Here is a 22,427-nt window from a genome sequence, read left to right as displayed (position 1 = left end):
CTTATGCCATCATTCCCATCAGGTATACGACCGTGAAGATGAATACCCATACCACATCGACAAAGTGCCAGTACAGACTGGCAACGTAAAATTTCGGTGCCGTGTGAACCGTAATCCCTTTATGGCGTGCCTGGATCATCAAACCGATGATCCAACACACCCCATATAACACGTGGCTTCCGTGTGTACCCAACAGCAGGTAAAACGAGGACCCAAAAGCACTGCTGGTCAGGGTGTGCCCCAGGTGCGTATATTCAATAAACTCATAGATCTCCACTCCGAGAAAAACAGCCCCCAGCAAAATCGTCAATCCAAACCAACGAATCATCTTCTTTACATCATTTTGGTGCATGGCCATGATGGCAAACACACTGGTCAAGCTGCTGGTGAGCAGGACCACAGTAGCCAACGCCACCACAGGCATTACAAATATCTCAGGGGGAGTGGGCCCATCTAGGGTCTCTCCTTTTAAAGCCAGGTAAGTGCCGAACATCGTCGCAAAGAGAGTCGTTTCCGCACCGAGGAACAACCAAAAACCAAGAATCTTGTTTTTCCCTTCCAGCGTGGCCCTTTCCGGTTCCGCAGGAAGACCAGCCACTGATGCCGTCTTCTCTTCAATCTTCATGATCCGTTCACCCCTTCTTCCAACTCCTTTGGATGGAGGTGGTAGCCGTGATCCTCCTCAAAGGAGCGGACATATAAGGTAACGATTACAACCGCCAACCCCAGGAAGCCCACCTCGATGCTGTGAAAAACAAAGCCGAGTCCAGAGATGAAAAAACCCAGAGTCATAACGAACGGCAGGTAGTTGGGAGAGGGCATGTGAATCGGCCCCAACGGTTCCGCCGGCGGCATGCGGTCGTTTCCTTCCTGCTTTTCCAACCACCAGGCATCCAAGCCCCGGATTTGGGGGACCTGAGCAAAGTTGTACTCCGGGGGCGGGGAAGAAATCGACCATTCCAATGTACGGCCATCCCACGGATCCCCTGGGGCCTGTTGTCCCTTGATTACAGTACGCAGCACATTAAACACCAAGCAGAAAACTCCCGCCGTCATCAGGAACGTACCCAAGGTGCTCAGAAGATTGTTCAGCTCCAAACCGTATCCCGCCTCATAGGTGAAAACACGCCGAGGCATCCCGAACAATCCCAAGAAGTGCTGCGGGAAAAAAGTAAGGTGAAAGCCTAAGTAAAAAAGCCAGAAATGCCACTTACCCCATTTTTCATCCAAAAAGGTGCCGAAAATCTTGGGCCACCAGTAGTAAAATCCGGAAAAGAAGCCCAGCACGACGCCCCCAATGATTACATAATGGAAGTGAGCGACCACAAAATAAGTATCGTGAAATTGAAGATCAGCCGGCACGACGGCCAGCATGACGCCAGTCACCCCACCCATGACAAACGCTACGATAAAACCCGTTGCAAACAGCATCGCCGTAGTAAATCGAATACGGCCGCCCAACATGGTGAAAAGCCAGTTAAACACCTTAATCCCGGTGGGAACCGCGATGGCCATGGTGGCCACCGCAAAGATCGTGTTGGCGATGGGACCCAGTCCGACGGTAAACATATGGTGCACCCATACCATAAATCCGAGAAATCCGATTAAGACCACCGCAAACACCATGGAGTGATAACCAAACAGACGCTTTTTGGAAAAGGTGCTGATCACATCCGAAAACACGCCAAACGCGGGCAGCACCAGGATATACACCTCCGGATGGCCGAAAATCCAAAAAATGTGCTGCCACACTGTTGCATTACCGCCTCCGTTAGTGGCAAAAAAATTGGTCTCAAACAGACGGTCAAACATCATCATAAATAATCCGGCAGTCAATGGCGGAAAAGCGAACAAGATCAAAGCCGATGTCACAAACGTCGTCCAAGTAAACAGCGGCAGGCGCAGATACGTCATACCCGGTGCCCGCATATTGATGATGGTCACCAGGAAGTTGATTCCGCTGATCAAGGTCCCAATCCCGGCAATTTGCAATCCCAGCACATAATAATTGACACCCGGTCCGGGACTAAAATCATTGAGCGCCAAAGTGGCATAACTCGTCCACCCGGCATCAGGCGCTCCGCCGAAGATCCAGCTGATATTGAGCAGCAGCCCTCCGGCAAAATACAGCCAAAAGCCGAGGGAATTAAGAAAAGGAAAAGCCACATCTCGGGCTCCGATTTGCAAGGGCACAATCACATTCATCAGACCGAATAGGACCGGGAGCGCCACCAAGAAAATCATTGTGGTACCGTGCATGGTCAGCAGCTGATTAAAAACATCACCCAAGATGAATTTATTGTTGGGAAACATCAGTTGAATCCGAATCAACAGGGATTCCAGCCCTGCGATGGCAAAGAAGAGTCCACCACCGATCAAATAGAGAATCCCAATCTTCTTGTGATCCACCGTTGTGATCCAATCCCATAACCAGTTCTGTTTCACCCGGTCCAAGTATTGTTCGTTGTAGCCTCCGGTCAAAATTGCCGCCAGGAATAAGGCAACGACGATCAATATAATCAGTGTGGCCATATAGTATTCCCTCCTCGCAGAACACGGTGCGTCATTTCAATTCCAAGAGGTACTGCACGATCGCATCGATCTGCTCCTCTGTTAAATGATCAAAAGCCGGCATCCGATTGCCAGGTTTGACCCCTTGGGGATCCACCATCCATGTGGTCAGATTCTCCCGGTTGTTGTCGATTACACCAGCAATCCGCGTCCGTTTACTAAATGCGTTCAGCGTGGGACCTGTACTCCCCTGGACGGGATATCCGGCGTTCTCGACGGCATGGCAACCGATACAGTTTTGCCCCACCAGCCTCTGCCCTTCCCTGCCCCTATCACTTTGCGGAGTGGAATCCGGGCTTTTTTGGGAAGCGATCCACTCGTTAAACTCCTCAGGGGGATGGGCGATGACACGAAAATTCATAAGCGCGTGAGCGGCACCGCACAACTCCGCACATTTGCCTTCATAAATGCCGGGCTTGTCCGCCTGCAGGACGAGACGGGTGTTGCGCTCGGGATTCAAGTCTTCTTTTCCGCCCAAGCTAGGCACCCAAAAAGCATGGATAACGTCATGGGCTCTTAAAATGAATTCGATCTTTTTCCCGGTGGGAATATGGACTTCATTCGCGGTATTCACTCCAAACTCCGGATATTCAAACCCCCACCAGTATTGATATCCGATCACATTGACACGGATGGACTCGGCTGGATCCGGCTTTTCATTGATGTTAAAAGTGGTCGCAATCGTAGGGACAGCCAGGATCACCAGCAGGATGATGGGAACGACTGTCCACAACACTTCCAGCTTTTTGTTTCCTTCCACTTGTTCCGGAATCTCACCCTCTTGGCCGGGTCTCTCCCGGTAGCGGATCACGATATAGATATAAAGTACCGCCACCACCAAGACCACCAAGGTCATGATACCGGTACTGAGGTAGATCAGCTTTAACTGCTCACGACCCACCGGACCAGCCGGATCCAGCACGGACATCGATGGATTGGTGCAGCCGGCGGACACCAAGATGAGTGTCAGCCAGACGAACCAGTGCCTCAAACCGCTTTTCCCACCCATGCCATCACCCCCACCCTCCGTTACTCTTTATCCAGCAAAGTGAATGACCGCCGCCATCCATCCCAACAGATATACCAGAGACAATCGGAAAACCTGACGGGCCCAGCGATCCCGCTTATATACCCATCGTCCCGCCCCTATCCAACCACCAAAAGCGAATCCCAGCGGTATCACTACCCACAGGTACTCCCACGACACGTACCCCAGCAAAGGAAGCAACCCTGAAATCGGGAGAAGCACCCAGGCGCAAGCCGCCATCTGCTCCCATGTTTCCCTCCATCCCCGCACCACCGGCCACATGGGAATGCCCGCCTTGCGATATTCCGCTTCCTTCAACAGTGCCAGCGCATAAAAATGAGGGGGTTGCCAGAAAAACAAGATAAAAAACAGCACCCAAGCCGGCCACCCCATCTCTCCGGTCACCGCCGTCCACCCGATCACAGGGGGGACAGCACCTGCAACACCGCCGATAACCGTGTTCCAAGGGGATTTTCTTTTGAACCAAGCGGTATAGACAAAGACATACCATCCTACTCCCACCGCACCCCAAACGGCGGAGAGAACGTTGACACACCTAAGCAGGATGATCAGTCCCAGCAAAGAAAAACCCCACCCGATCCAACGGGCGCTCCTCCACGAGATCCGGCCAGCGGGAATCGGACGTGTACGGGTTCGGGACATCCATGGATCGATATCACGGTCGTACACGTTATTCCAAACACATCCACCCGCCACTACCAAGAAAGTCCCTGCCAACGTCCAAAAAAATGTACCCGGCTGCCCCCATCCACCGGCAGCCAGTCGAAAACCGGCCACCGTCGCAATCAGGTTGGACAACGTGATACCTGGTTTCATCAAACTCAGATAGTCCTTCCACAGGGGAGGGGAGACGGTTTGGATCCGTGATCTCCCAAGCACTTCCTTCCCGATTTCCGTTCCGTGATCCAAACGAACGCTCTCCTCTCTGGAATCGATTTATGTAGAAATCCTCTACCTTACAGTCTCTATTTGCAGTCCCCTAGGTGGAGTCATCCATATCCTTCCGAAAGGAAAGGGTAAATATGTAAAAAATTGATTTTAAAGAACAAAAATATCCGGACATTCGTCCGGACCGTCTGAAACCGACTCCTGCGCTACGGGAGCTCGGTCAGAATTCTCTTTTTTTATTAAGATCAGTGTTGACGATATCCCTCTTTTATGCTGGAATTCGTTTATTCGGCCTGGCCCCTCAATGGTCAGAGTCTGAAGACTGTTTGCAGTGCCTGCCGGTACGGATCTTTTGGATGGCCGCCCCCAAAGCCAGGGTCCATAAAAAAATCAGCCAGGCGTAAACCCATGGATAGAAAGATGGAGGAACCCACCCCGTGCTGTCCAAAATGGTACGGGTATTGATCACAATGATGAACCCTCCCACCAACACACCCAAAAGTTGTGGCGGTATCCATTTGACACACCATGCCGCAATCGGAGCGGCCAAAACCCCTCCCAACATCAATGCCCCCACCCATGTCCAATCAATTTGAGAGGGACCCAACGCGATCAAAAAACCCAAAGAGGCAGCAACAGCCACGGCAAACTCACTGGTATCCACGGATCCGATCACTTTTCGCGGCTCCATTCCTTTATGGGAAATCAGTATGGGGGTGGTAAGCGGTCCCCACCCTCCACCGCCTGTGGAATCGGCAAACCCTGCAAACAATCCCAGAGGAATCGTCCATTTGCCGGGTTTCTTCTTTTTCATCAGTGGAACCTGTTTGACAAACAGAAAACGATAGAGGACATAGAAGCCCAGCAGAAACAAAAACGCCGAGATGAAAGGTCTAGCCAGGTCACCCGGAATATTGCTCAAAAAACAAGCACCCACAAAAGCACCCAACGCTCCCGGAACCATCAGCCGTTTAACAATAACCCGATCCACATTGCCAAACTTCCAATGAGAAATGCCGGATGCAGCAGTCGTTACCACTTCAGCCATATGGACAGAGGCGGAAGCAATTGCCGGCGCGATCCCGAAAAATAGGAGCAGTGATGTGGATGTAACCCCATAAGCCATCCCCAAAGCGCCATCCACTAGTTGGGCAAAAAACCCGATCAAAGCCAGGATAAGCAGTTTTTTCATAGACCCCTTCCTCCTGTCCCCGACCTTTCTGTACCCGACCATCCCTGAAGGATCTGTCGGAATAACCAAAACACAAAGCATCCTATGCCGGTCTCTTTCTTGGGGTTCCGCCTATAACAAAACCAAAGGGAAAACAGACAACCCATTTCCCAGGAAATACGGGGCATAGCGAGACCGGGAACGAAGTGACCCAGGCGAGACTTGTGCTCTGTGAGTGCATAGCGAGACCGGGAACGAAGTGATCCAGGCGAGACTTGTGCTCTGTGAGTGCATAGCGAGATCGGAAACGAAGTGACCCAGGCGAGACTTGTACGGTTCAGACGACAAAAAAACCGCTTTTTTTGAAGAAGCGGTTTTAACTGGACAACGTGTATAATCCAACCTTGCTGTTTTAATCCGGTCGATCAATAAGCCATGGTGGATGGAGTCTCTCCTTTTTCGCCCCTGGGACGAATCGTCTCTGCTTCCTCCCTTTCCATTCGTTTGTGTTCTTTCACCCAATGGTAGAAGGTATAGCCGAGAACACATCCATAAGCGATCTCCTGGATCGCCTTCATCACCACCGCACCCATCTGCTGGTCATCCAACGCGCTCATGAAACTGAATGCGACAGGCGCCTCTTGGAATGATTGATACAACAAAACATCGGAAAATACGATCAGGGCACAAGCGGGAGTGATCAGTATGCTGTCCCCGATGATATACCCCAGTTTCATCACTGGATTTAACGTATCTTTTTCCGGGACCGGACAAGTGATCGGCCACCACATCATAAAAGCGGCGAATCCCATAAAACCGTGAGAAGCCGCCATTAAAATGGAAGAGGACATGATCGCATCAAATACGACAGGCAAATGATACAGGGAAAAGAACCCGTTAAAGCAGATCAGGGTGACCAAGGGAAACGTCAGGACGCGAAACACCTTGGCTCGACGGGGGGTACTCCATAAAGGACGGTAAACCCAGGAGGGTAAGCCTAATAAAATCAAGGGCGGAACCACCATATAAACCAAGGCCATTTCCATCATATGTGCACTGAATGAATCATGGGAAAAGGTACTCACCGGCCCCGATGCAAAATAGAAGACAGCCAATGCAAACACAAACCCCCGCTGCTTCCAGATCGAAGGGCTCTCGTCATACCCCCATTTCCGCCGCCATGGACCAATCAAGGTAAAGTACAGCACACCCAGCAGAATCGTAAGGATCAGCGCTCCCGGACTGATCACACTCCAAAAATCAAAGCCGCCGTGATGCTGATGCATGATACTCCTCCTTTCCATTAAAGATGACCAGATTGTGAACATCTCGCTGATATGCGTTCCCCCTCGCCTATGGCGAGGGGGAACCAATAATTATAGGAAATCTCCTTCCAGAAGCCAGAGAGCCACTGCACACAGAATGCCGATAAAAAGCCCTGTCATCATAAAAGCGACCGTGATTTTATGCTTTTTCATATCCAGATGCATAAACGTGAACAGTTGCAGAAATACTTGGACCATCGCCAAGCCTACAATCACCGGGATGAGCAGGACAGGCGGCATGACTTCATACACTACTAAGGCGAAGGCTGCCGCAGTCAGCAGAATCATCAAGGCAAAGGACTTCACATGCTTGGCCGCACCTTCCGATGCAGGTGGTTTGGACGTTTGTTGTTGATTCGTCTGGACTTTGGTTTCCATACGTTATCCCACCTTTCCCATCAGATAAACGACGGTAAAGATGAAAACCCAGATCACATCTACAAAGTGCCAATAAAGGCTGGCCACATAAAACTTGGGTGCCGTCACTTTGGTCAGCCCCTGCTTTCTGGCCTGGATCATCAGCGAAGTGATCCAAATCACTCCAAACAGCACGTGAGCCCCGTGGGTTCCCAACAAAGTGTAAAAAGCGGAACCAAAAGCGTTGGTGGTAATGGCCAGCCCTTCGTTGGTGTAATGGATGAACTCATAAATCTCCAACACCAGGAAGGCCACACCGAGAAGCACCGTCACCCCGAACCAAAACTGGGTTTTCTTTAGGTTGTTTTCATGCATACCGACGATGCCCAATACACTGGTCAAGCTACTGGTCAGCAGGATCACCGTCGCCAGACCCACCAAGGGGATGCTGAACAGCTCTCCCTGGGTAGGACCACCCATCGTCGAATTCTGGAGGGCCAGATAGGTTCCGAACAAGCAGGCGAAGAGAACCGTTTCCGCCCCGATGAACAGCCAGAAGCCAAGGATTTTATTCCGGCCTTCCAATGTCGCTTTTTCCAGTTGGACGGGTGCGTCGGCATGGGTTTGCGTTTGCGTTTCTATGCTCGCCATTATGCCTTCGCCCCTTTCTGCGGATCGTTGTTCGCATCTGGAATATCCTTCAACGGAATGTAGTAGCCGTGATCATGGTTAAAGGAGTGGATGAACATAACCAGCACCACCATGACCAGTCCCAAAACTCCCACTTCCACGGAACGGAACACCCAGCCCAACCCGGAAATGAAAAATCCGAGGGTCATAAAGAAGGGCAAGTGGGTCGGAGAAGGCATATGAATCGGCCCAAGCGGTTCTGCCGGCTCCAATGTTTTATTCCCGGCCATTTTTTCATGCCAAAACGCATCCAATGCACGTACACGAGGCGTTTGAGCGAAATTGTATTCCGGGGGAGGAGACGAGATCGCCCATTCCAGTGTCCGGGCATCCCAGGGGTCGTTCCCGGCCGGCACCGCCTTCTTCGCACTGACAATGATGTTGATCAGCAGCACGACCGTACCGATCGCCATAAAGAATGCGCCAACCGTACTGATCTGGTTGAGCAGCGTTAACCCGTCATCCGCTTGATACGTGAAATGGCGGCGCGGCATCCCGAACAATCCGATGAAATGCTGGATGAAAAAGGTCAGGTGGAACCCGATAAAGAAGAGCCAAAAGTGCCATTTCCCCAGGGTTTCATTCAACTTGTGACCAAACATTTTCGGCCACCAGTAGTACGCACCGGAGAAGAGGCCGAACACGGTACCGCCAATCAGCACATAGTGGAAGTGTGCCACGACGAAATAGCTGTCATGGAATTGGAAGTCCGCCGCCGGGCTCGCCAGCATCACACCCGTCACTCCACCCAACACAAAGGTGGGGATAAAGCCGACAGCCCAAAGCATCGCCGTCGTAAATTGGATTTTCCCGCCCCACATGGTAAACAGCCAGTTAAATACCTTAATCCCGGTGGGGACGGCGATGGCCATCGTCAAGATCGCAAAGATGGAGTTGGGAACCGGTCCCATTCCAACGGTGAACATATGGTGCGCCCACACCATAAAGCCAAGGAACCCGATTAACATCGTCGCAAAAACCATGGAGGTATAACCGAAAAGACGTTTCTTCGCAAAGGTGGAAATCACGTCAGACATGATTCCAAATGCGGGCAGAATGACGATGTACACTTCCGGGTGACCAAAAATCCAGAACAAGTGCTGCCAAATGACCGGATTCCCGCCCAGCGCCACATCGAAAAAGGCGGTTCCAAAAATGCGGTCAAACATGACCAGGAACAATCCTGCCGTCAACGCGGGAAATGCAAACAGAATCAATGCGGAAGCGACAAAAGAGGTCCAAGTGAACAGCGGCATGCGCAGAAAGGTCATGCCAGGAGCGCGCATGTTGATGATGGTCACCAAAAAGTTGAGGCCCCCGATCAGGGTCCCGATCCCCGATACCTGTAGACCTAACACATAATACTCAATACCTGGACCGGCACTATATTCATTACCGGCGATCGGTACATAGTTGGTCCAGCCGGCATCCGGGGCATTCCCAAAAATCCAGCCCAGGTTCATCAGGATTCCGCCGGCCAGGAACAGCCAGAAGCCGAGGGCGTTTAAGAAAGGAAACGCCACATCCCGGGCACCGATCTGCAACGGAACCGCCACGTTCATCAGGGCGAACAACAGCGGCATCGCCACGAAAAAGATCATGGTGGTTCCATGCATGGTCAACAGCTCGTTAAATTCCCGCCCCACCATAAAATCGTTGTTGGGGAAGAAGAGCTGAATGCGGATCAACAGGGCTTCCAGCCCGCCGATGATAAAGAAGAATCCGCCACCCATCAAATAGAGAATACCGATTTTTTTGTGGTCAACGGTGGTGATCCAGTCCCACAACCAGTGAGACCGGAAGCGTTCCAACCACTGTTTGTTGTAGCCGCCCGTTAAAATCGCGATCAAAAAGAGGGCGAATACAAGCAAAATCACAATGGTAGCCAAGGTGTTCCCTCCTCCAGTCCAGTCATTTCCACTGGGCTGCCGCAAAAGGGCGGCAACCCTGGCTTCGGCCCGAACTTACTGTAGGCTCTTCAAATATTCCTTGAGATTGTCCATATCTTCGTCGCTTAAGTAATCAAAAGACGGCATGTAGGTGCCTGGTTTAATCTCTTCGGGATGTTTCAGCCATTCTTCCAGATTTTCGTCGTTGAACTCCAAAAGTCCGGCGATTTTCTCCCGATTGCCAAATCCGGCCAGATTGGGACCTTGATCCCCGCTGGTTTTCAGATCCGTACCATCAATGGCGTGGCAGCTCATGCAGTTTTGGGTAAACACTTCCTTACCGGCGGCTTCCTGCGCGTTTTGCGGTTCGGAGGAGGGGTTTTGCCGTTCTTCCACCCACTGTTCAAACTCCTGCGGTTCTTGCGCGATCACTTCAAAGTTCATCAAGGCGTGGCTCGCTCCGCAAAGCTCCGCACAGCGGCCTTTGTAAACACCCGGTTCATGGGCGTCCAGCCACATGGTGTTGGTGCGTCCCGGAATCAAATCCTGTTTCCCGGCCAACTTGGGCACCCAGAACGAGTGAACCACATCTTTGGACTCCAGTTCCAAATAGACCCGCTCACCGGTAGGAATCACCATCTCCTGCGCGGTCGTGATATCCAGATCCGGATATTCAAACTCCCACCAATATTGGTGAGCGGTCACCTTCACCCGCAGGGCATCGCCGTTCTCAGGCGCTTCTTCCGCCAAAGAGAAGGTTTTTTGCACCGTCGGGACCGCAAAGATGGCCAACAGGATAATCGGGATTACCGTCCACAAAATTTCCAGCTTGGTGTTCCCTTCCACCTGTTCCGGGATGGAGTTATCCCCCGGTTTGGCACGGAAGCGAATTAAGACGTAAACAAAGATGCCGATCACAACCACACAGACCAGGGTCATGATGTACACACTCAATTGAATCAAGCCCAGTTGCTTCTCAGCCACTGTACCCTTGGGATCCAATACAGACATGGTCGGTTCCTCACAACCGGCCATGACCAGGGCCACCAGAGCGATCAGCGTGAGGAAGCGTGCCGTGCGCCAAATCTTTTTCCCTCGACTCATACCCGTTTAACCCCGCTTTCTCTCCAGTTCAATCAGGCCAAAAACCATTGTATATGAAAGGTTGCACCTGCGGCACTACAAAATAAGAACACGAATGTAATCGTTATTTCAGACGGTTTGTCATGTCTGGCAAACATCCAATAACCGTTCCTGTTCAGCGGAACAGGATGGGATCGATAAACATCGCCAGCTGCATAACCGTCAGATACAGAAGGGAGTAGAGGAACATTTTACGGGCCCAGGCGTCATTCGTTTCCTTGGTCCACCCTGCCAAGGCGAGGTACAGATAACCGACACCCAGGACGAGCGCTGTCACCAAGTACAGCCAACCCACCACCCCGGTCGCGAAAAGGAGGAGAGAAACCGGCAATACCAGAATGATAAAGATCAGGGTTTGCCACTTGGTCTCTCGAAACCCCTTCACTACAGGAAGCATCGGGATCCCCGCTTCCCGATAGTCATCGGCTTTCATCATGGCCAAAGCGAAGAAGTGGGCCGGTTGCCAAACGAACATAAACAAAAACAGCACCCAAGCAGGCCATTCCAATCCACCTGTCACCGCTGCCCATCCGATTAATGGGGGCACAGCTCCGGATACGCTGCCCACCACCGTGTTCCAGTGCGTCGTTCGCTTGGTCCAAGCGGAGTAGAGGAAGACATAGGTGACAAACCCGATCGCTGCCAGGAATGCGGTTAGCGGATTAACCAGCGCCACCAGCAAGACCACGCCGGCCAAAAACAAACCAATTCCATACCAAAGTGCGGTCAGCGGTTGGATTCTGCCTGCTGCCACCGGCCGGTCTCTCGTACGTTTCATCAAGGGGTCAATGTCGCGGTCGATATAATTGTTGACCGAGCAGCCACCGGCGATCACCAATGCGGTACCCGCCAACATCGCCAGCAACAACGAATAGTCGATCGCGCCGTATCCGGCAAGCCAAAAGCCGGCGAATGCCGCCATCAAATTGGATGCATTGATCCCCGGTTTGGTCAAGGTCCAATAATCCCGCCAGCCGGCTTTGACAGCCCTGTCTGTCACCCTTGCGCCGTCGGTAAGGATCCCGCCTGAAGACTGCTGTGAGATGGGTCGTTCCACGGTACCCCTCCTTTCTATGTGAATCGGGCCCAGGGCGACATGATGCCCCGTTCGTATGCGAAGCTCCATCCCCGAAACGCAAAAGCGAAAAAAGATTTTCCTCCGCAAAAAAACGCCGCTGGAACCAGCCCCTCCCGCCATTTGCAGGAGGGCTCCAGCGAAGAGGCTAGAGCCGAACCGAGTCCCTGGGTCCCGGTGGGATGATCAATGAAGAAAATGCTTTCATCGGTGAAAGAACCACGCATACAAGGAATGGCAGTATGGTCATTCCCATTTTAGTAGAGTGGCGAAATCAACGTCAAGTGCGGCCCTCAAAGGTTCATAATATGGATACATCCTAACATGTAGGAAAAAAGAAGGATTAATCGCTGACCGTCTCCCCCTCCCCTGAACACACTTTCGATCACGGGCTCCCGTCGGTTTGACGCTGCTCTTCCAGCCATTTGGTAACCTGCACCAACGTCCCCTTTCCTTCCAACACCCGAATCGAAAAGTCGTCCATCGATTCCCGAACCTGCTTCAACCCAAAACCCTCCACAGAAGCGGGGGCTTCCGACGAGCGCAGAATCATTTCCAGATCCTCGATGCCGGGACCAAAATCCTGCACCTTGATTCGTATTCCACTGCGCTCCTCTTCCTGAATCAGACAAACCTCTACAATTCCTTCCTCTGCGTGTTCCACCACGTTTTTGGCCAGTTCAGAAACCGATTGGACAATCCTTGCCTGGTCCAAGTCACCAAACCCGTGCTTCTTGGCCAATTCTCGCACTTGACTCCGGATATCGACCACATCCCACTCATACTTAATGGGAAAACGCTTCATCACGTCATTCTCCTCCCAAAGCCGGTTTACCGGCTGCGGGGAAACCTTTCAGGTGTCACCCCGAGATTTTGGACTTGAAACAGCCGTGCGTACTTGCCTTGCTTCGCCATCAATTCCTGATGGCTTCCACTTTCCAGAATCCGGCCTTGTTCCACCAGACAGATACGGTCAGCATGGGTGATCGTCGACAGTCGATGAGCCACGATCAAAGTGGTCCTGTTTCTGGCCAAGTCTCTCAAAGATTCTTGGATCAGCTGCTCCGATTTCAGATCCAGCGCCGAAGTCGCTTCATCCAGGATGAGAATCGGAGGGTTCTTCAGAAAAACACGGGCGATGGCAACCCTTTGTTTTTGCCCCCCTGACAATTTAACGCCCCGCTCACCAATTTCTGTTTCATAGCCTTGAGGGAGATTCATAATAAAATCGTGGGCATGGGCTGCCTTGGCGGCTGCCACGATTTCCTGCATGTTGGCATCTGTCCGGCCCATACGGATGTTTTCCAGTACCGTACCGCTAAAGAGTATGTTATCCTGCAACACCATTCCCACCTGCCGACGCAAGCTGGCCAGGGTCCAATCCCGGACATCTCTCCCGTCCACTTCCACCTGTCCCCCGGTTACCTCGTAAAAACGGGGAATCAGCGAAACCATCGAGGATTTTCCTCCCCCGCTCATCCCCACCAAAGCCACGGTTTCTCCCGCTCGGATGTGAAGATTCACCCCATCCAGAACTGGACCTTCGCCTTCTCGGTATGCAAAATGCACATCCTTAAACGCGATTTCGCCCCGGGCGCGGTCCACCTGAACGGCACCAGGTTTGTCTCGGATGTCATAAGGTTCGTCGACAAACTCAAACACCCGATCCATGGAAGCCAACGCCTGCGTCAGGGTCGTGGATGCATTGACCAGGCGGCGGATCGGAGCATAAATTAAGGCCAAATACCCATAGAAAGCCGTCATCTCCCCGATCGTCAAATTCCCTTGCAACACCTGCCAACCCGCAAAGCCGATCACTAGCAGAGGTGCGATATCGGTAATGGTGTTTACCACGGCAAACGTGCGGGCATTCCAACGGGCATGGGCCAACGCCCGGTCTAAAAAGCGATGATTGCGTTGATCAAACTGTTCCTGTTCATGTTTTTCTAAGTTGAACGCCCGGATGACGGAGATTCCCTGAATGCGCTCATGTAAATGCCCCTGCATCTCCGCAAGCGCCTGGGAACGTTCCCGTGTCAGTTGACGCAACCCTTGATAGAAGTACTTGACAGCCACCCCGTACAGAGGAAATACCGCCAGGGAAACCAGGGTCATCCATGGATCCATCCACAGCATGATGGCGATCGCAATGGAAAGTGTCGTCAGATCCAGCCAGATGTTCATCATCCCGGTAACCACAAATTCTTTGGTTTGTTCCACATCATGAATTACACGGGAAATGATTTGACCCACTTTTTGGTTATTGTAGTAGCGCAGAGACAACTTTTGTATATGATCGAACAAACGATTGCGAATATCGAACAACACTTTACTGGCCGTCCACTGGGCAAAGTACTGTCGATAATACTCAATGGGCAGCCGAATAACCGTAAAAATAAAGAAAGATCCGGCCAAAATCCAGATCAACTGGTTTACTTTTTCGTCTGCCGGCCGTTCAGTCAGCAGAATGTCATCCACTACAAATTTCAGGATCAGCGGCAACAATAACGGAATGCCGAACTTTAATACCCCGACAGCCATGGTGCCAGCAATCTCGATCCGATAGGGGCGTATAAAACGCAGGTATCTTCGGACACTTCCCAATTTAAGTTCATCTCCCATCCAAACTGTAACCCTATCCATTATAACAAAGACCGGACAGGATACCCCGGTGTCCCATCATTTGCACTTGCACCCGCGTTTGTGAATAAGGAAGACCCTCTTCTTGTAAAAAGGAACCGGACCCGTAACGGGTCCGGCATAAAAGAGTAGACCTTTTAGCTGCGTGCTTTTTCTAAAGCAGGCAACAATTTATTGTTCAGGATTTTGATATAGGTTCCCTTCATCCCCAATGAGCGGGATTCTACCACACCGGCACTCTCCAGTTTCCGGAGCGCATTGACGATGACGGAACGGGTAATACCCACGCGATCGGCGATTTTGCTGGCTACCAGCAACCCTTCCGTTCCCTCCAACTCATTGAAGATATGCTCGGCCGCTTCCAACTCGCTGAAAGAAAGGGAGTTGATGGCCAATTGAACCACAGCGCGACTGCGGGCTTCATCCTCGATCTTGCCCGCGCGTTCACGCAGGATTTCCATTCCGACAACCGTTGCACCGTATTCGCCGAGGATCAGATCGTCATCCACAAATTCTTCGTTGATCCGGGACAGCACCAAGGTTCCCAGATGGTCCCCGCCGCCCACAATCGGAACCAGTGTCGTGTACCCGTGCTTAAACATGTCTTTCATTTCCACCGGATAGGCGGTGTAGGGGCTGTCCACACTCACATTAGAGGAAGTGGTCTCCACTTCCATCAGAAGGGTGGCATACTCTTCGGGAAATTGACGCTCTTTCAAGTACTTCTGCATGCGCTCGTTTTCAATTTCATGATTGATCGCCAGACCCAGAATCTCCCCTTCGGGACTAACCACATAGATATTGGCTCCAATCACATCGCAAAGCGCTTCCGCCACCTGGTCGAAATCAACCAAGTGATGACTGACATTTCGTTGAAGAATGCGTGAAATCCGTCTCGTCTTGTTCAACAGATCCATGTTGGATCCCCCCTGTATATTCTTTGGCATATTTTTGTTTGTTTTTGATTTCCAACCTGCGCAGGATGACGGATTACTCCGATCCCTACACACAAAAAGTGACCGCTGTCGTGGGATGTCAGGTGCCATCCACGCTTTTCCCATTATGCTTTTTTCCCGTAGTAGACGCAAACGTTATCTGTGAACAATTTTCGACTTTTTATTATATTTGAAATTGCTTCCTCCATTGCCAATGTCACAAAAACGCTGCCAACGACGGGCGCCAGAGGATAAATTCAACCTTTCCCTCAATCAGCCGCTTCGGTACCTGACCCACACTTTTGTAACGGCTGTCACGACTGGCATACTGGTGCCGATTGTCTCCCATGACGAATACATGTCCTTTTTTTACAACGACGGGCCCGTAATCCCCATCTTCAATCTCTGTATTGATATAAGGTTCTTTCGCCTTTTTCCCATTGCGGATCAACGTGTTGTTACGAATTTCGATCCGATCCCCCGGCACACCTACCACCCTTTTCACCAAGTAGCGGCCTTCCCGAGAGGGGTCTTTAAACGTAACCACATCTCCCCGCTGCGGCTCATTCACCATGAAATGAAACTTATTGATCAGCAGCCTGTCGCCATCTTCCAGAGTCGGCTCCATGGAGGTGCCGTTCACCATCGACAGCGCCAGCCCGAACTGGTTGACCACCAAAGCAAAGGAAACAGCCAGGAAAACGGTCCGCAACCATGGTGCGATGCCGCCCTTAACCCCTTTCATCACTCATCACTTCACCCCATTGATAGATTTTTCAATGAAAGATATTGATGATACCCCTCTTCCACAAAGGATGAAGTAAATGGTGATTGACCCTTTTGCAAGCGTTGGCTCAGTTCTTTTCGTGCCTTTTCCACACAGGACCGGACAGAGGCCGGATACGAATAACGGACAGAGTTACGCGTAAACTCTTCCCGGTCCAACCAGCGGAATTTCCTCGTAGAATCCACTGTCAGGTCCCAATCATAATCCGTGTAAATCAACGTGCGTCCGCTCCATCGGAAAGGGGAAGCGATATTGCAATACCAGCGATGGGAACCGGCTTCGTCATATAATAGTATGGTATTATACCATTTGTTTCTATGAAACTGGCATAGGGCCAATCCTGGCGAAATCCGTTGCCGCCCGTCAGACTCCTCTACTTCTACGTCCCGATTGGCGACGAGAATCTCCCTGGACGTTACTCGAAGCACCCGGGACCGCTTCCAGGCTCGGTGGAACGAGCCGTCGTGCTTCCGGCTTTCAATACGGATCCAGTCACCGGCTTGGATCATCATCCCCACCCCTGACCTCCCTGTCCATCCTCCTGTATTTCCAAAACTCGTCCGGATTAAACAAAAAATCAGAATTTATTTGGAGAAAGCCCCTATCGTATCTTCTAAATTCTTACCCCGAATCGACTGACAGACAAACCCCAACGATTTCCCCTTGACATGAAGCCGACCGCGTATGCATAATAATAAAAACTACAGACCGGACTTGAAGGAAAAGCAATGACAGGGCCAACGGGACGGCCCCGGAATGCACAGAGAGCGGACCCCTCGGCTGCAAGGTTCCGACATTCCCCCTCCCGAACCCACCCTCGACGCTGTCGGTGATGAATCGAACGGAATGCGCCCCGTTATCAGGCGTGCACGGCGATCAGCCGTAACCGAGCAGGGCACATGTAACGTGCCAACGTAAGGTGGTACCGCGGAAGAACACCCTCTTTCGTCCTTCAGACGAGAGGGGGTGTTTGTCTTTGTACCCGATTGTAAATAAAGGAGGGTCCCCTATGGAAAACAACACCCTATATTGTTTCATCGGAGCGGGTTCTGTGGCTGAAGCCATCATCTCCGGAATCATCCGGGAGGGGAAAGCCGCCCCCGGTGAAATTGCCGTCATCAACCGGCAAAACCGGGACCGTCTCCAAAGCCTGATCCAGCGCTTCCAGATCCGTTGCCCCGAAGAAGAGAAAGTGGAAACCATCCGCAACGCCCGCAATCTGATCCTCGCCGTCAAACCCAAGGACATGGCTGACGCACTCCGGCAGTGGGGCTCTGCCATTCATTCCGGACAACGGGTTATCTCCGTCGTCGCCGGCCTTTCCACCTCCTGGATCGAAGAACGCCTCGCCCCCGGCACCACCGTCATCCGAGCCATGCCGAACACGTCGAGCATGGTCGGTCGATCCGCTACCGCCCTGTGTCCCGGGCGGCACGCGGGGGAAAAAGATCTGGAGGAAGCCAGACGGACATTTGATGCGATTGGATCCACCGTCACGGTAGAAGAACAGCATATGGATACCGTTACGGGATTGTCCGGAAGCGGCCCCGCCTATATCTATTATATGGTGGAAGCACTGGAACAGGCGGGCATCACCCAAGGGCTCGACCAACAGATTGTCCGGCAGCTTACACTGCAGACGTTGGTGGGAGCAGCCCACATGCTGCTGGAGACAGGAGAAGCACCCGCGGAATTGAGAAAAAAGGTGACTTCCCCCGGCGGAACCACGATGGCCGCCCTGGAAACCCTGGACAGCCATCAATTCCAACAGGCATTGATCCATGCGGTCTCCCGTGCCAAAGAACGTTCAAAGGAATTGGGAGAAGCATGGAACACTCCCTCTGTCCGGACCTGATTGGACGCATTCAACCCCCCGCTGGGCGCGGGGGGTTTTTCGTTTCCATCGAAGGAAAGGATCAACGGGTTTCCACCAGCCCTTCCTGGAATTGAAGATATTGTTTTGCCAACGCTACTGCCTGTTTGACATCCACCACCCCTGCGGGATCATCCCCCTCCATCGCACGGGCTGTCTGCATCAAAATACTCTTCACGTCGTTGGGACTGAGCTGCGGGTTTACCTCCAGCAACAGTGCAGCCACCCCAGCACAAAACGGGGCGGCCATCGACGTTCCGCTTAAACGGATATAATGCTCGCCCACCCGGTTTTCCGGAAACTGCTTTTCCAGCGGAGAACCGGGAACGGACAAGGAAACAATCGATGTTCCCGGGGCATAGATATCAGGTTTCACCCATGCATCAGCAGTGGGACCTCGACTGGAGTAGGGTGCTTTTTCATCATCTGAAACATCGACCGTATCACGATCATCCATCGATCCCACCGTAATCACCGCAGGTGAGATCCCCGGTGTGCTGATGGTTCCCGGTTCCGGTCCCTCATTGCCGGCCGCTACAAATACGGCAATCCCGGTATGCCATGCTTTCTCCACCGCCAGGCACAACGGATCCTCCCGGTGGGATTCATAGGCCGGTGCACCAAGAGACAAGGAAAGGATGCGGATCCGGTGCTGTTCACGGTTTTCCACACACCACTCCACACCCTGAATCACGGTGGACAATCGCCCTCCACCATTTTCATCCAACACCTTCAGCCCGAGCAGGCGTGCGCCAGGTGCCGGTGCCGTGTACAAGCCTTCCGACGAGTTCCCGTTCCCCGCCGCATCTCCTGCACAATGGGTGCCGTGCCCCTGATCGTCATACGGTTCCGCCTTTCCGTTGATCCAATCGATAAACCCGTCAATACGGGATTGCGGAAGGGTTAAGTCTGGATGAGGGTGGATACCCGTATCGAGAACAGCGATGGTGACTCCTTCTCCGCTCAATCCTTCTTCCAAACGAACATCAACCGCACCGGTGAACTTTCCGGCTACATCGAGAAACGCCTTTACCGGGCGGTCATAAAATACCTTTTCGATCGCTTCGTAATCCAGCAATTCCTGGATCGTTGCCGGAGACAGTCTTCCAAAAACACTGTCTGACAGTTTCAGCTCACCGTCCAACGAGTTGCAGGAACCGTCCCGGCACCGCTGTATAGCCTGCTGACGCTTTTCCTCATTCACCCGGTCGTTCAATCGGATAATGACGGGCAACGACGTTTCCTCTTCCTTTGGCTCCGCCTCCTGCAGCCCTAGAAGCACCTCGACCAAACCGGGATCCAATCGGCCTTTCGACTGCTGAAACCATCTTTCACGCTCTCGCCCCATCGATACCCACCTCCTGCCAATGGATTAGGCACAAAGGGGGTGGATTCCTGCCTGTCTGTTCCCATTAAATTTAAATAATCAAATAAGTTCGAATCAAACAAGGCGGATTAGGCGATGACTCCATAGAATGCCTGTTACGTCGTCGACACGGCATCCTGAAGCTGAAACAGCCAGTTTTTCTTTAAAATCGAAGAGGATACTTGCGGGTACCCCAAATGATGATAAAAGGGAGCCAATTTCTCGGTACCTTCGTCCACCATCACTTGAATTCTCTCTACACCCTTGCTGCGAATCCGATCTTCCAACAAAATAGTCAGCTCTCGACCTACACCTTGTCCTTGAAACATGGGGTGGACAGCCAGACAATAAAGATATCCCGTATCCTTCTCTATTGTCCCGACGATCGCACCCACCACCATACCGTCCTTCTCCGCCACCAGGACCAGATCCCGATCATAGGCCAACTGCTTGGCCAGCACTTGCAGCGTCTGTTCTTCCCTCTCCTTGGAAGCGGTCATTTTCCAGATGGAAGTAACCTCATGGACATCGGACAATTGGAACGATCGCAGGTTCATAGAGACCCAATCCTCCTTAAGCAGTGGTTTTAATAGTGTACTAGATGACTTCCGAACCTGGCAATTGTGATCATCCTGTGAAGAAACCGCTTACTTTCTTTCCATCATTTCGCGTACGCATGTTTTTGCGGTTTTCCTCCCCAACACAAAAACCCCCCTTTTCAACGACTCCAAAATATAGAAAAAGGCTCGTACTTCCCACAGGAAGCCCGGCCCTTCACTTTGAAGTAGGTCGATACAATACATTGCTGAGCTGCCAATACCAGGGGACCAATAATAGCAACGAGCCAGCCAACACCCACGGCAACATGGCATGTACCCAACGGACCGAGAGCGATGCCGCCAGCATAAGCGTCCACAAGACCAACGAGTAGATCGCCATCGTTTTCGGGATGGAACGGGTACGAAACATTACACCGGTAAACATCAGTCCACTAATGGCAAAACACGTGCAACTGAAAACACCTGCCAACTGAACCAGCAGCTTCTCCCACTGGATGATGTAATCCGCCAACCGGGAGGTGGGAACCTCCAAAAACAGAAGGGACAAAACCGGCATCATCATGATTTGCAACCAATCGTGCAACACCCATGCCACCGCTCCGACCACTCCAATCATCCATGCCAATTGCAACAGTGGACGCCAGGAGCGGTCCAGGTACAACATCAAGAGGGTAAATATAAAAACGAGTCCCAGTGCTGCAAGCAGTGCCGCTGTCCATGAAACATTCCAAGCGGCGGGATTGGCATGGATGTATTGCATCCGCTCACCAAACGACCCTTGCCCCATTCCGGCTAAAAACAAACTCACCAACACCACGGAGGCGACATTGATCCCAGCCACTCCCCGAACCAGCCACGGTATTCCCGCGTGCCTCACTCTTCTTTCCCACCGCATGACCACACCCCATTTTCATGACAATCAATCTTGTTTGAGTCCTCTCATTCTCTAGTATATGTCCGATCGGCTTCTATCAAACCTGTTCGTTCTTGGTTCATTTCTCGGTTACTGGATCGATTCCTGGGCCACCGAATGAACCCTTCATTCAAAACCTTGATTCCAGGAATATTAGTTGATTTTTATAAATATAAAAATTTATCATTTTCTTCGCCTTCATCATCCCATCCGACTCCGGGATCAGCACGGGACTGCTTGAAAGATTGAATGAATAAAACGGATCCCTTTATGGAAATGTAATCGAGGTACTCTCCACATCCTCTTTAAGCCCATGCTTAGGGAGAAGAAGTTTCCATTCTATCCAAGAAAGGAGGCCTGAAGAATGCAACAGCAAAACCAATCTCTGCAACAAGCCCAACAAGCGGCTCAACAAGCACAGCAAGCGGTCCAACAGGCTGCCCAACAAGCCAATCCCCAAGCGATGCAGCAAGCTCAGCAGCAATTGCAGCAGGCCCAGCAACAATTACAACAAGCTCAGGCCAATGCTGCTCCCGCACAGCAACAACAATTGCAGCAAGCGCAACAACAATTGCAGCAGGCTCAACAACAACTGCAACAAGCGCAAAACCAAGCGGGTCAATAACGGTTTCGATGAGCAAAATGAAACCGATAAGCAGCCGGATATTTCGGCTGCTTTTACTTTTAATCTTAAATGATCTCACTATTTTTTCAATATTATTCTTCCGAGTAGAATCATCCATAACCGCATAATACCAGATTAACCGTTACATAATAAAAAAGGCCGTAAAGACAGGAGGAGTTGAATTTGGCAGGTTTCATCGTGAAATTGATTGTGTGTCCGTTAACGGTTATTGCAGCTTCATTTCTATTTCCGAATGTCCAATATTCAGCGTTTTATCAACCGGTTATCATCGGATTGATCTTAGCGGCAGCGGCGCATATGATGGAAATCTTTCTGCTTAGAGAAGAAACAACGATTATCAGTACTGTCTTGGATTTTTTTGCCGCAGCATTGATTGTTTATGTGGCATCTATGTTTTTTGTCGGTGCACGAGTTACATTTTTCGGAGCGTTATTAACAGCCTTATTACTTACGATTACTGAAATCATTCAACATCGTTGGTTAATACAAAGCGGTAGAACCCGAAAATCACCGACTGAAAGTTAATATTTCAACGTGAGGGGAGGGGGAC

22 protein-coding genes are annotated in these 22,427 nt (G+C 51.5%); 3 read left to right on the top strand and 19 right to left on the bottom strand.

What is annotated here, in order from left to right:
- Position 1 precedes the first annotated feature (1 nt).
- From JOE21_RS08970 to JOE21_RS08895, 16 genes are all read right to left on the bottom strand, one after another.
- Positions 2 to 625: a cytochrome (ubi)quinol oxidase subunit III gene (locus tag JOE21_RS08970; protein ID WP_309864928.1), complete on the bottom strand. Its 624-nt coding sequence runs from the start codon at positions 623 to 625 to the stop codon at positions 2 to 4.
- The gene (gene ctaD, locus JOE21_RS08965) at positions 622 to 2,532 is read right to left on the bottom strand and encodes a cytochrome c oxidase subunit I (protein ID WP_309864925.1); all 1,911 of its coding nucleotides are present in this window, start codon (positions 2,530 to 2,532) and stop codon (positions 622 to 624) included. Before ctaD (JOE21_RS08965) ends, JOE21_RS08970 begins: the two co-directional genes overlap by 4 nt.
- 31 nt (positions 2,533 to 2,563) lie before the next feature.
- Positions 2,564 to 3,580, bottom strand: coding sequence for a cytochrome c oxidase subunit II (coxB, locus tag JOE21_RS08960; protein ID WP_309864922.1), 1,017 nt, complete (start codon positions 3,578 to 3,580; stop codon positions 2,564 to 2,566).
- 27 nt (positions 3,581 to 3,607) lie between these two features.
- Complete coding sequence (gene cyoE / locus JOE21_RS08955) at positions 3,608 to 4,528, bottom strand: heme o synthase (RefSeq protein WP_309864921.1); 921 nt, start codon at positions 4,526 to 4,528, stop codon at positions 3,608 to 3,610.
- Positions 4,529 to 4,808: 280 nt separating this feature from the next.
- Complete coding sequence (locus JOE21_RS08950) at positions 4,809 to 5,699, bottom strand: sulfite exporter TauE/SafE family protein (RefSeq protein ID WP_309864918.1); 891 nt, start codon at positions 5,697 to 5,699, stop codon at positions 4,809 to 4,811.
- A gap of 404 nt (positions 5,700 to 6,103) precedes the next feature.
- Positions 6,104 to 6,964 (bottom strand): cytochrome c oxidase assembly protein, encoded by an 861-nt coding sequence (locus JOE21_RS08945; protein WP_309864916.1) that lies wholly within the window; start codon positions 6,962 to 6,964, stop codon positions 6,104 to 6,106.
- A 90-nt stretch (positions 6,965 to 7,054) separates the two neighbouring features.
- Positions 7,055 to 7,381, bottom strand: coding sequence for a cytochrome C oxidase subunit IV family protein (locus JOE21_RS08940; RefSeq protein WP_309864913.1), 327 nt, complete (start codon positions 7,379 to 7,381; stop codon positions 7,055 to 7,057).
- Between the two features lie 3 nt (positions 7,382 to 7,384).
- Positions 7,385 to 8,011, bottom strand: coding sequence for a cytochrome (ubi)quinol oxidase subunit III (locus JOE21_RS08935; RefSeq protein ID WP_309864910.1), 627 nt, complete (start codon positions 8,009 to 8,011; stop codon positions 7,385 to 7,387).
- Complete coding sequence (gene ctaD / locus JOE21_RS08930; protein WP_374709342.1) at positions 8,011 to 9,783, bottom strand: cytochrome c oxidase subunit I; 1,773 nt, start codon at positions 9,781 to 9,783, stop codon at positions 8,011 to 8,013. Before ctaD (JOE21_RS08930) ends, JOE21_RS08935 begins: the two co-directional genes overlap by 1 nt.
- 231 nt (positions 9,784 to 10,014) lie before the next feature.
- Positions 10,015 to 11,043, bottom strand: coding sequence for a cytochrome c oxidase subunit II (gene coxB / locus JOE21_RS08925; RefSeq protein ID WP_309864907.1), 1,029 nt, complete (start codon positions 11,041 to 11,043; stop codon positions 10,015 to 10,017).
- A 154-nt stretch (positions 11,044 to 11,197) separates the two neighbouring features.
- Positions 11,198 to 12,139, bottom strand: a complete 942-nt coding sequence (gene cyoE / locus JOE21_RS08920; RefSeq protein WP_309864904.1) for a heme o synthase — start codon at positions 12,137 to 12,139, stop codon at positions 11,198 to 11,200.
- Positions 12,140 to 12,542: 403 nt separating this feature from the next.
- On the bottom strand, positions 12,543 to 12,962 hold the full coding sequence (locus tag JOE21_RS08915; RefSeq protein WP_309864901.1) for an ATP-binding protein: 420 nt from the start codon (positions 12,960 to 12,962) through the stop codon (positions 12,543 to 12,545).
- A gap of 26 nt (positions 12,963 to 12,988) precedes the next feature.
- Positions 12,989 to 14,761, bottom strand: a complete 1,773-nt coding sequence (locus tag JOE21_RS08910; RefSeq protein WP_309865004.1) for an ABC transporter ATP-binding protein — start codon at positions 14,759 to 14,761, stop codon at positions 12,989 to 12,991.
- 173 nt (positions 14,762 to 14,934) lie between these two features.
- A complete protein-coding gene (gene codY, locus JOE21_RS08905; RefSeq protein ID WP_309864898.1) occupies positions 14,935 to 15,714 on the bottom strand; it encodes a GTP-sensing pleiotropic transcriptional regulator CodY in 780 nt (259 codons plus the stop codon).
- A 235-nt stretch (positions 15,715 to 15,949) separates the two neighbouring features.
- The gene (lepB, locus tag JOE21_RS08900; protein ID WP_309864897.1) at positions 15,950 to 16,477 is read right to left on the bottom strand and encodes a signal peptidase I; all 528 of its coding nucleotides are present in this window, start codon (positions 16,475 to 16,477) and stop codon (positions 15,950 to 15,952) included.
- Positions 16,478 to 16,488: 11 nt separating this feature from the next.
- Positions 16,489 to 17,031 carry a DUF402 domain-containing protein gene (locus JOE21_RS08895; RefSeq protein ID WP_309865002.1) on the bottom strand — a complete coding sequence of 181 codons (543 nt, stop codon included), beginning with the start codon at positions 17,029 to 17,031 and terminating at the stop codon, positions 16,489 to 16,491.
- A gap of 497 nt (positions 17,032 to 17,528) precedes the next feature.
- Here JOE21_RS08895 and proC point away from each other — a divergent pair, with 497 nt between their 5' ends.
- Positions 17,529 to 18,374: a pyrroline-5-carboxylate reductase gene (gene proC, locus JOE21_RS08890; RefSeq protein WP_309864894.1), complete on the top strand. Its 846-nt coding sequence runs from the start codon at positions 17,529 to 17,531 to the stop codon at positions 18,372 to 18,374.
- A gap of 61 nt (positions 18,375 to 18,435) precedes the next feature.
- Here proC and JOE21_RS08885 read toward each other — a convergent pair whose 3' ends face one another.
- The 3 genes from JOE21_RS08885 to JOE21_RS08875 all read right to left on the bottom strand — a co-directional run bounded on the left by JOE21_RS08885 (position 18,436) and on the right by JOE21_RS08875 (position 21,213).
- Positions 18,436 to 19,740: a S8 family peptidase gene (locus JOE21_RS08885; RefSeq protein ID WP_309864891.1), complete on the bottom strand. Its 1,305-nt coding sequence runs from the start codon at positions 19,738 to 19,740 to the stop codon at positions 18,436 to 18,438.
- A gap of 134 nt (positions 19,741 to 19,874) precedes the next feature.
- Positions 19,875 to 20,315 carry a GNAT family N-acetyltransferase gene (locus tag JOE21_RS08880; RefSeq protein ID WP_309864890.1) on the bottom strand — a complete coding sequence of 147 codons (441 nt, stop codon included), beginning with the start codon at positions 20,313 to 20,315 and terminating at the stop codon, positions 19,875 to 19,877.
- Positions 20,316 to 20,532: 217 nt separating this feature from the next.
- Complete coding sequence (locus JOE21_RS08875) at positions 20,533 to 21,213, bottom strand: hypothetical protein (RefSeq protein WP_309864889.1); 681 nt, start codon at positions 21,211 to 21,213, stop codon at positions 20,533 to 20,535.
- A gap of 382 nt (positions 21,214 to 21,595) precedes the next feature.
- On the opposite strand from JOE21_RS08875, the gene JOE21_RS08870 reads away from it, so the two are divergent.
- Positions 21,596 to 21,856 (top strand): hypothetical protein, encoded by a 261-nt coding sequence (locus JOE21_RS08870; protein ID WP_309864888.1) that lies wholly within the window; start codon positions 21,596 to 21,598, stop codon positions 21,854 to 21,856.
- A gap of 183 nt (positions 21,857 to 22,039) precedes the next feature.
- Positions 22,040 to 22,402 (top strand): DUF2512 family protein, encoded by a 363-nt coding sequence (locus JOE21_RS08865; RefSeq protein ID WP_309864887.1) that lies wholly within the window; start codon positions 22,040 to 22,042, stop codon positions 22,400 to 22,402.
- Positions 22,403 to 22,427 lie beyond the last annotated feature (25 nt).

Origin of the sequence: Desmospora profundinema, assembly GCF_031454155.1 — a bacterium.
Taxonomy (GTDB): Bacteria; Bacillota; Bacilli; order Thermoactinomycetales; family DSM-45169; genus Desmospora; species Desmospora profundinema.
The sequence above is the reverse complement of the archived record's forward strand: the minus strand, read 5'-3'. Positions and strand labels throughout refer to the sequence as shown.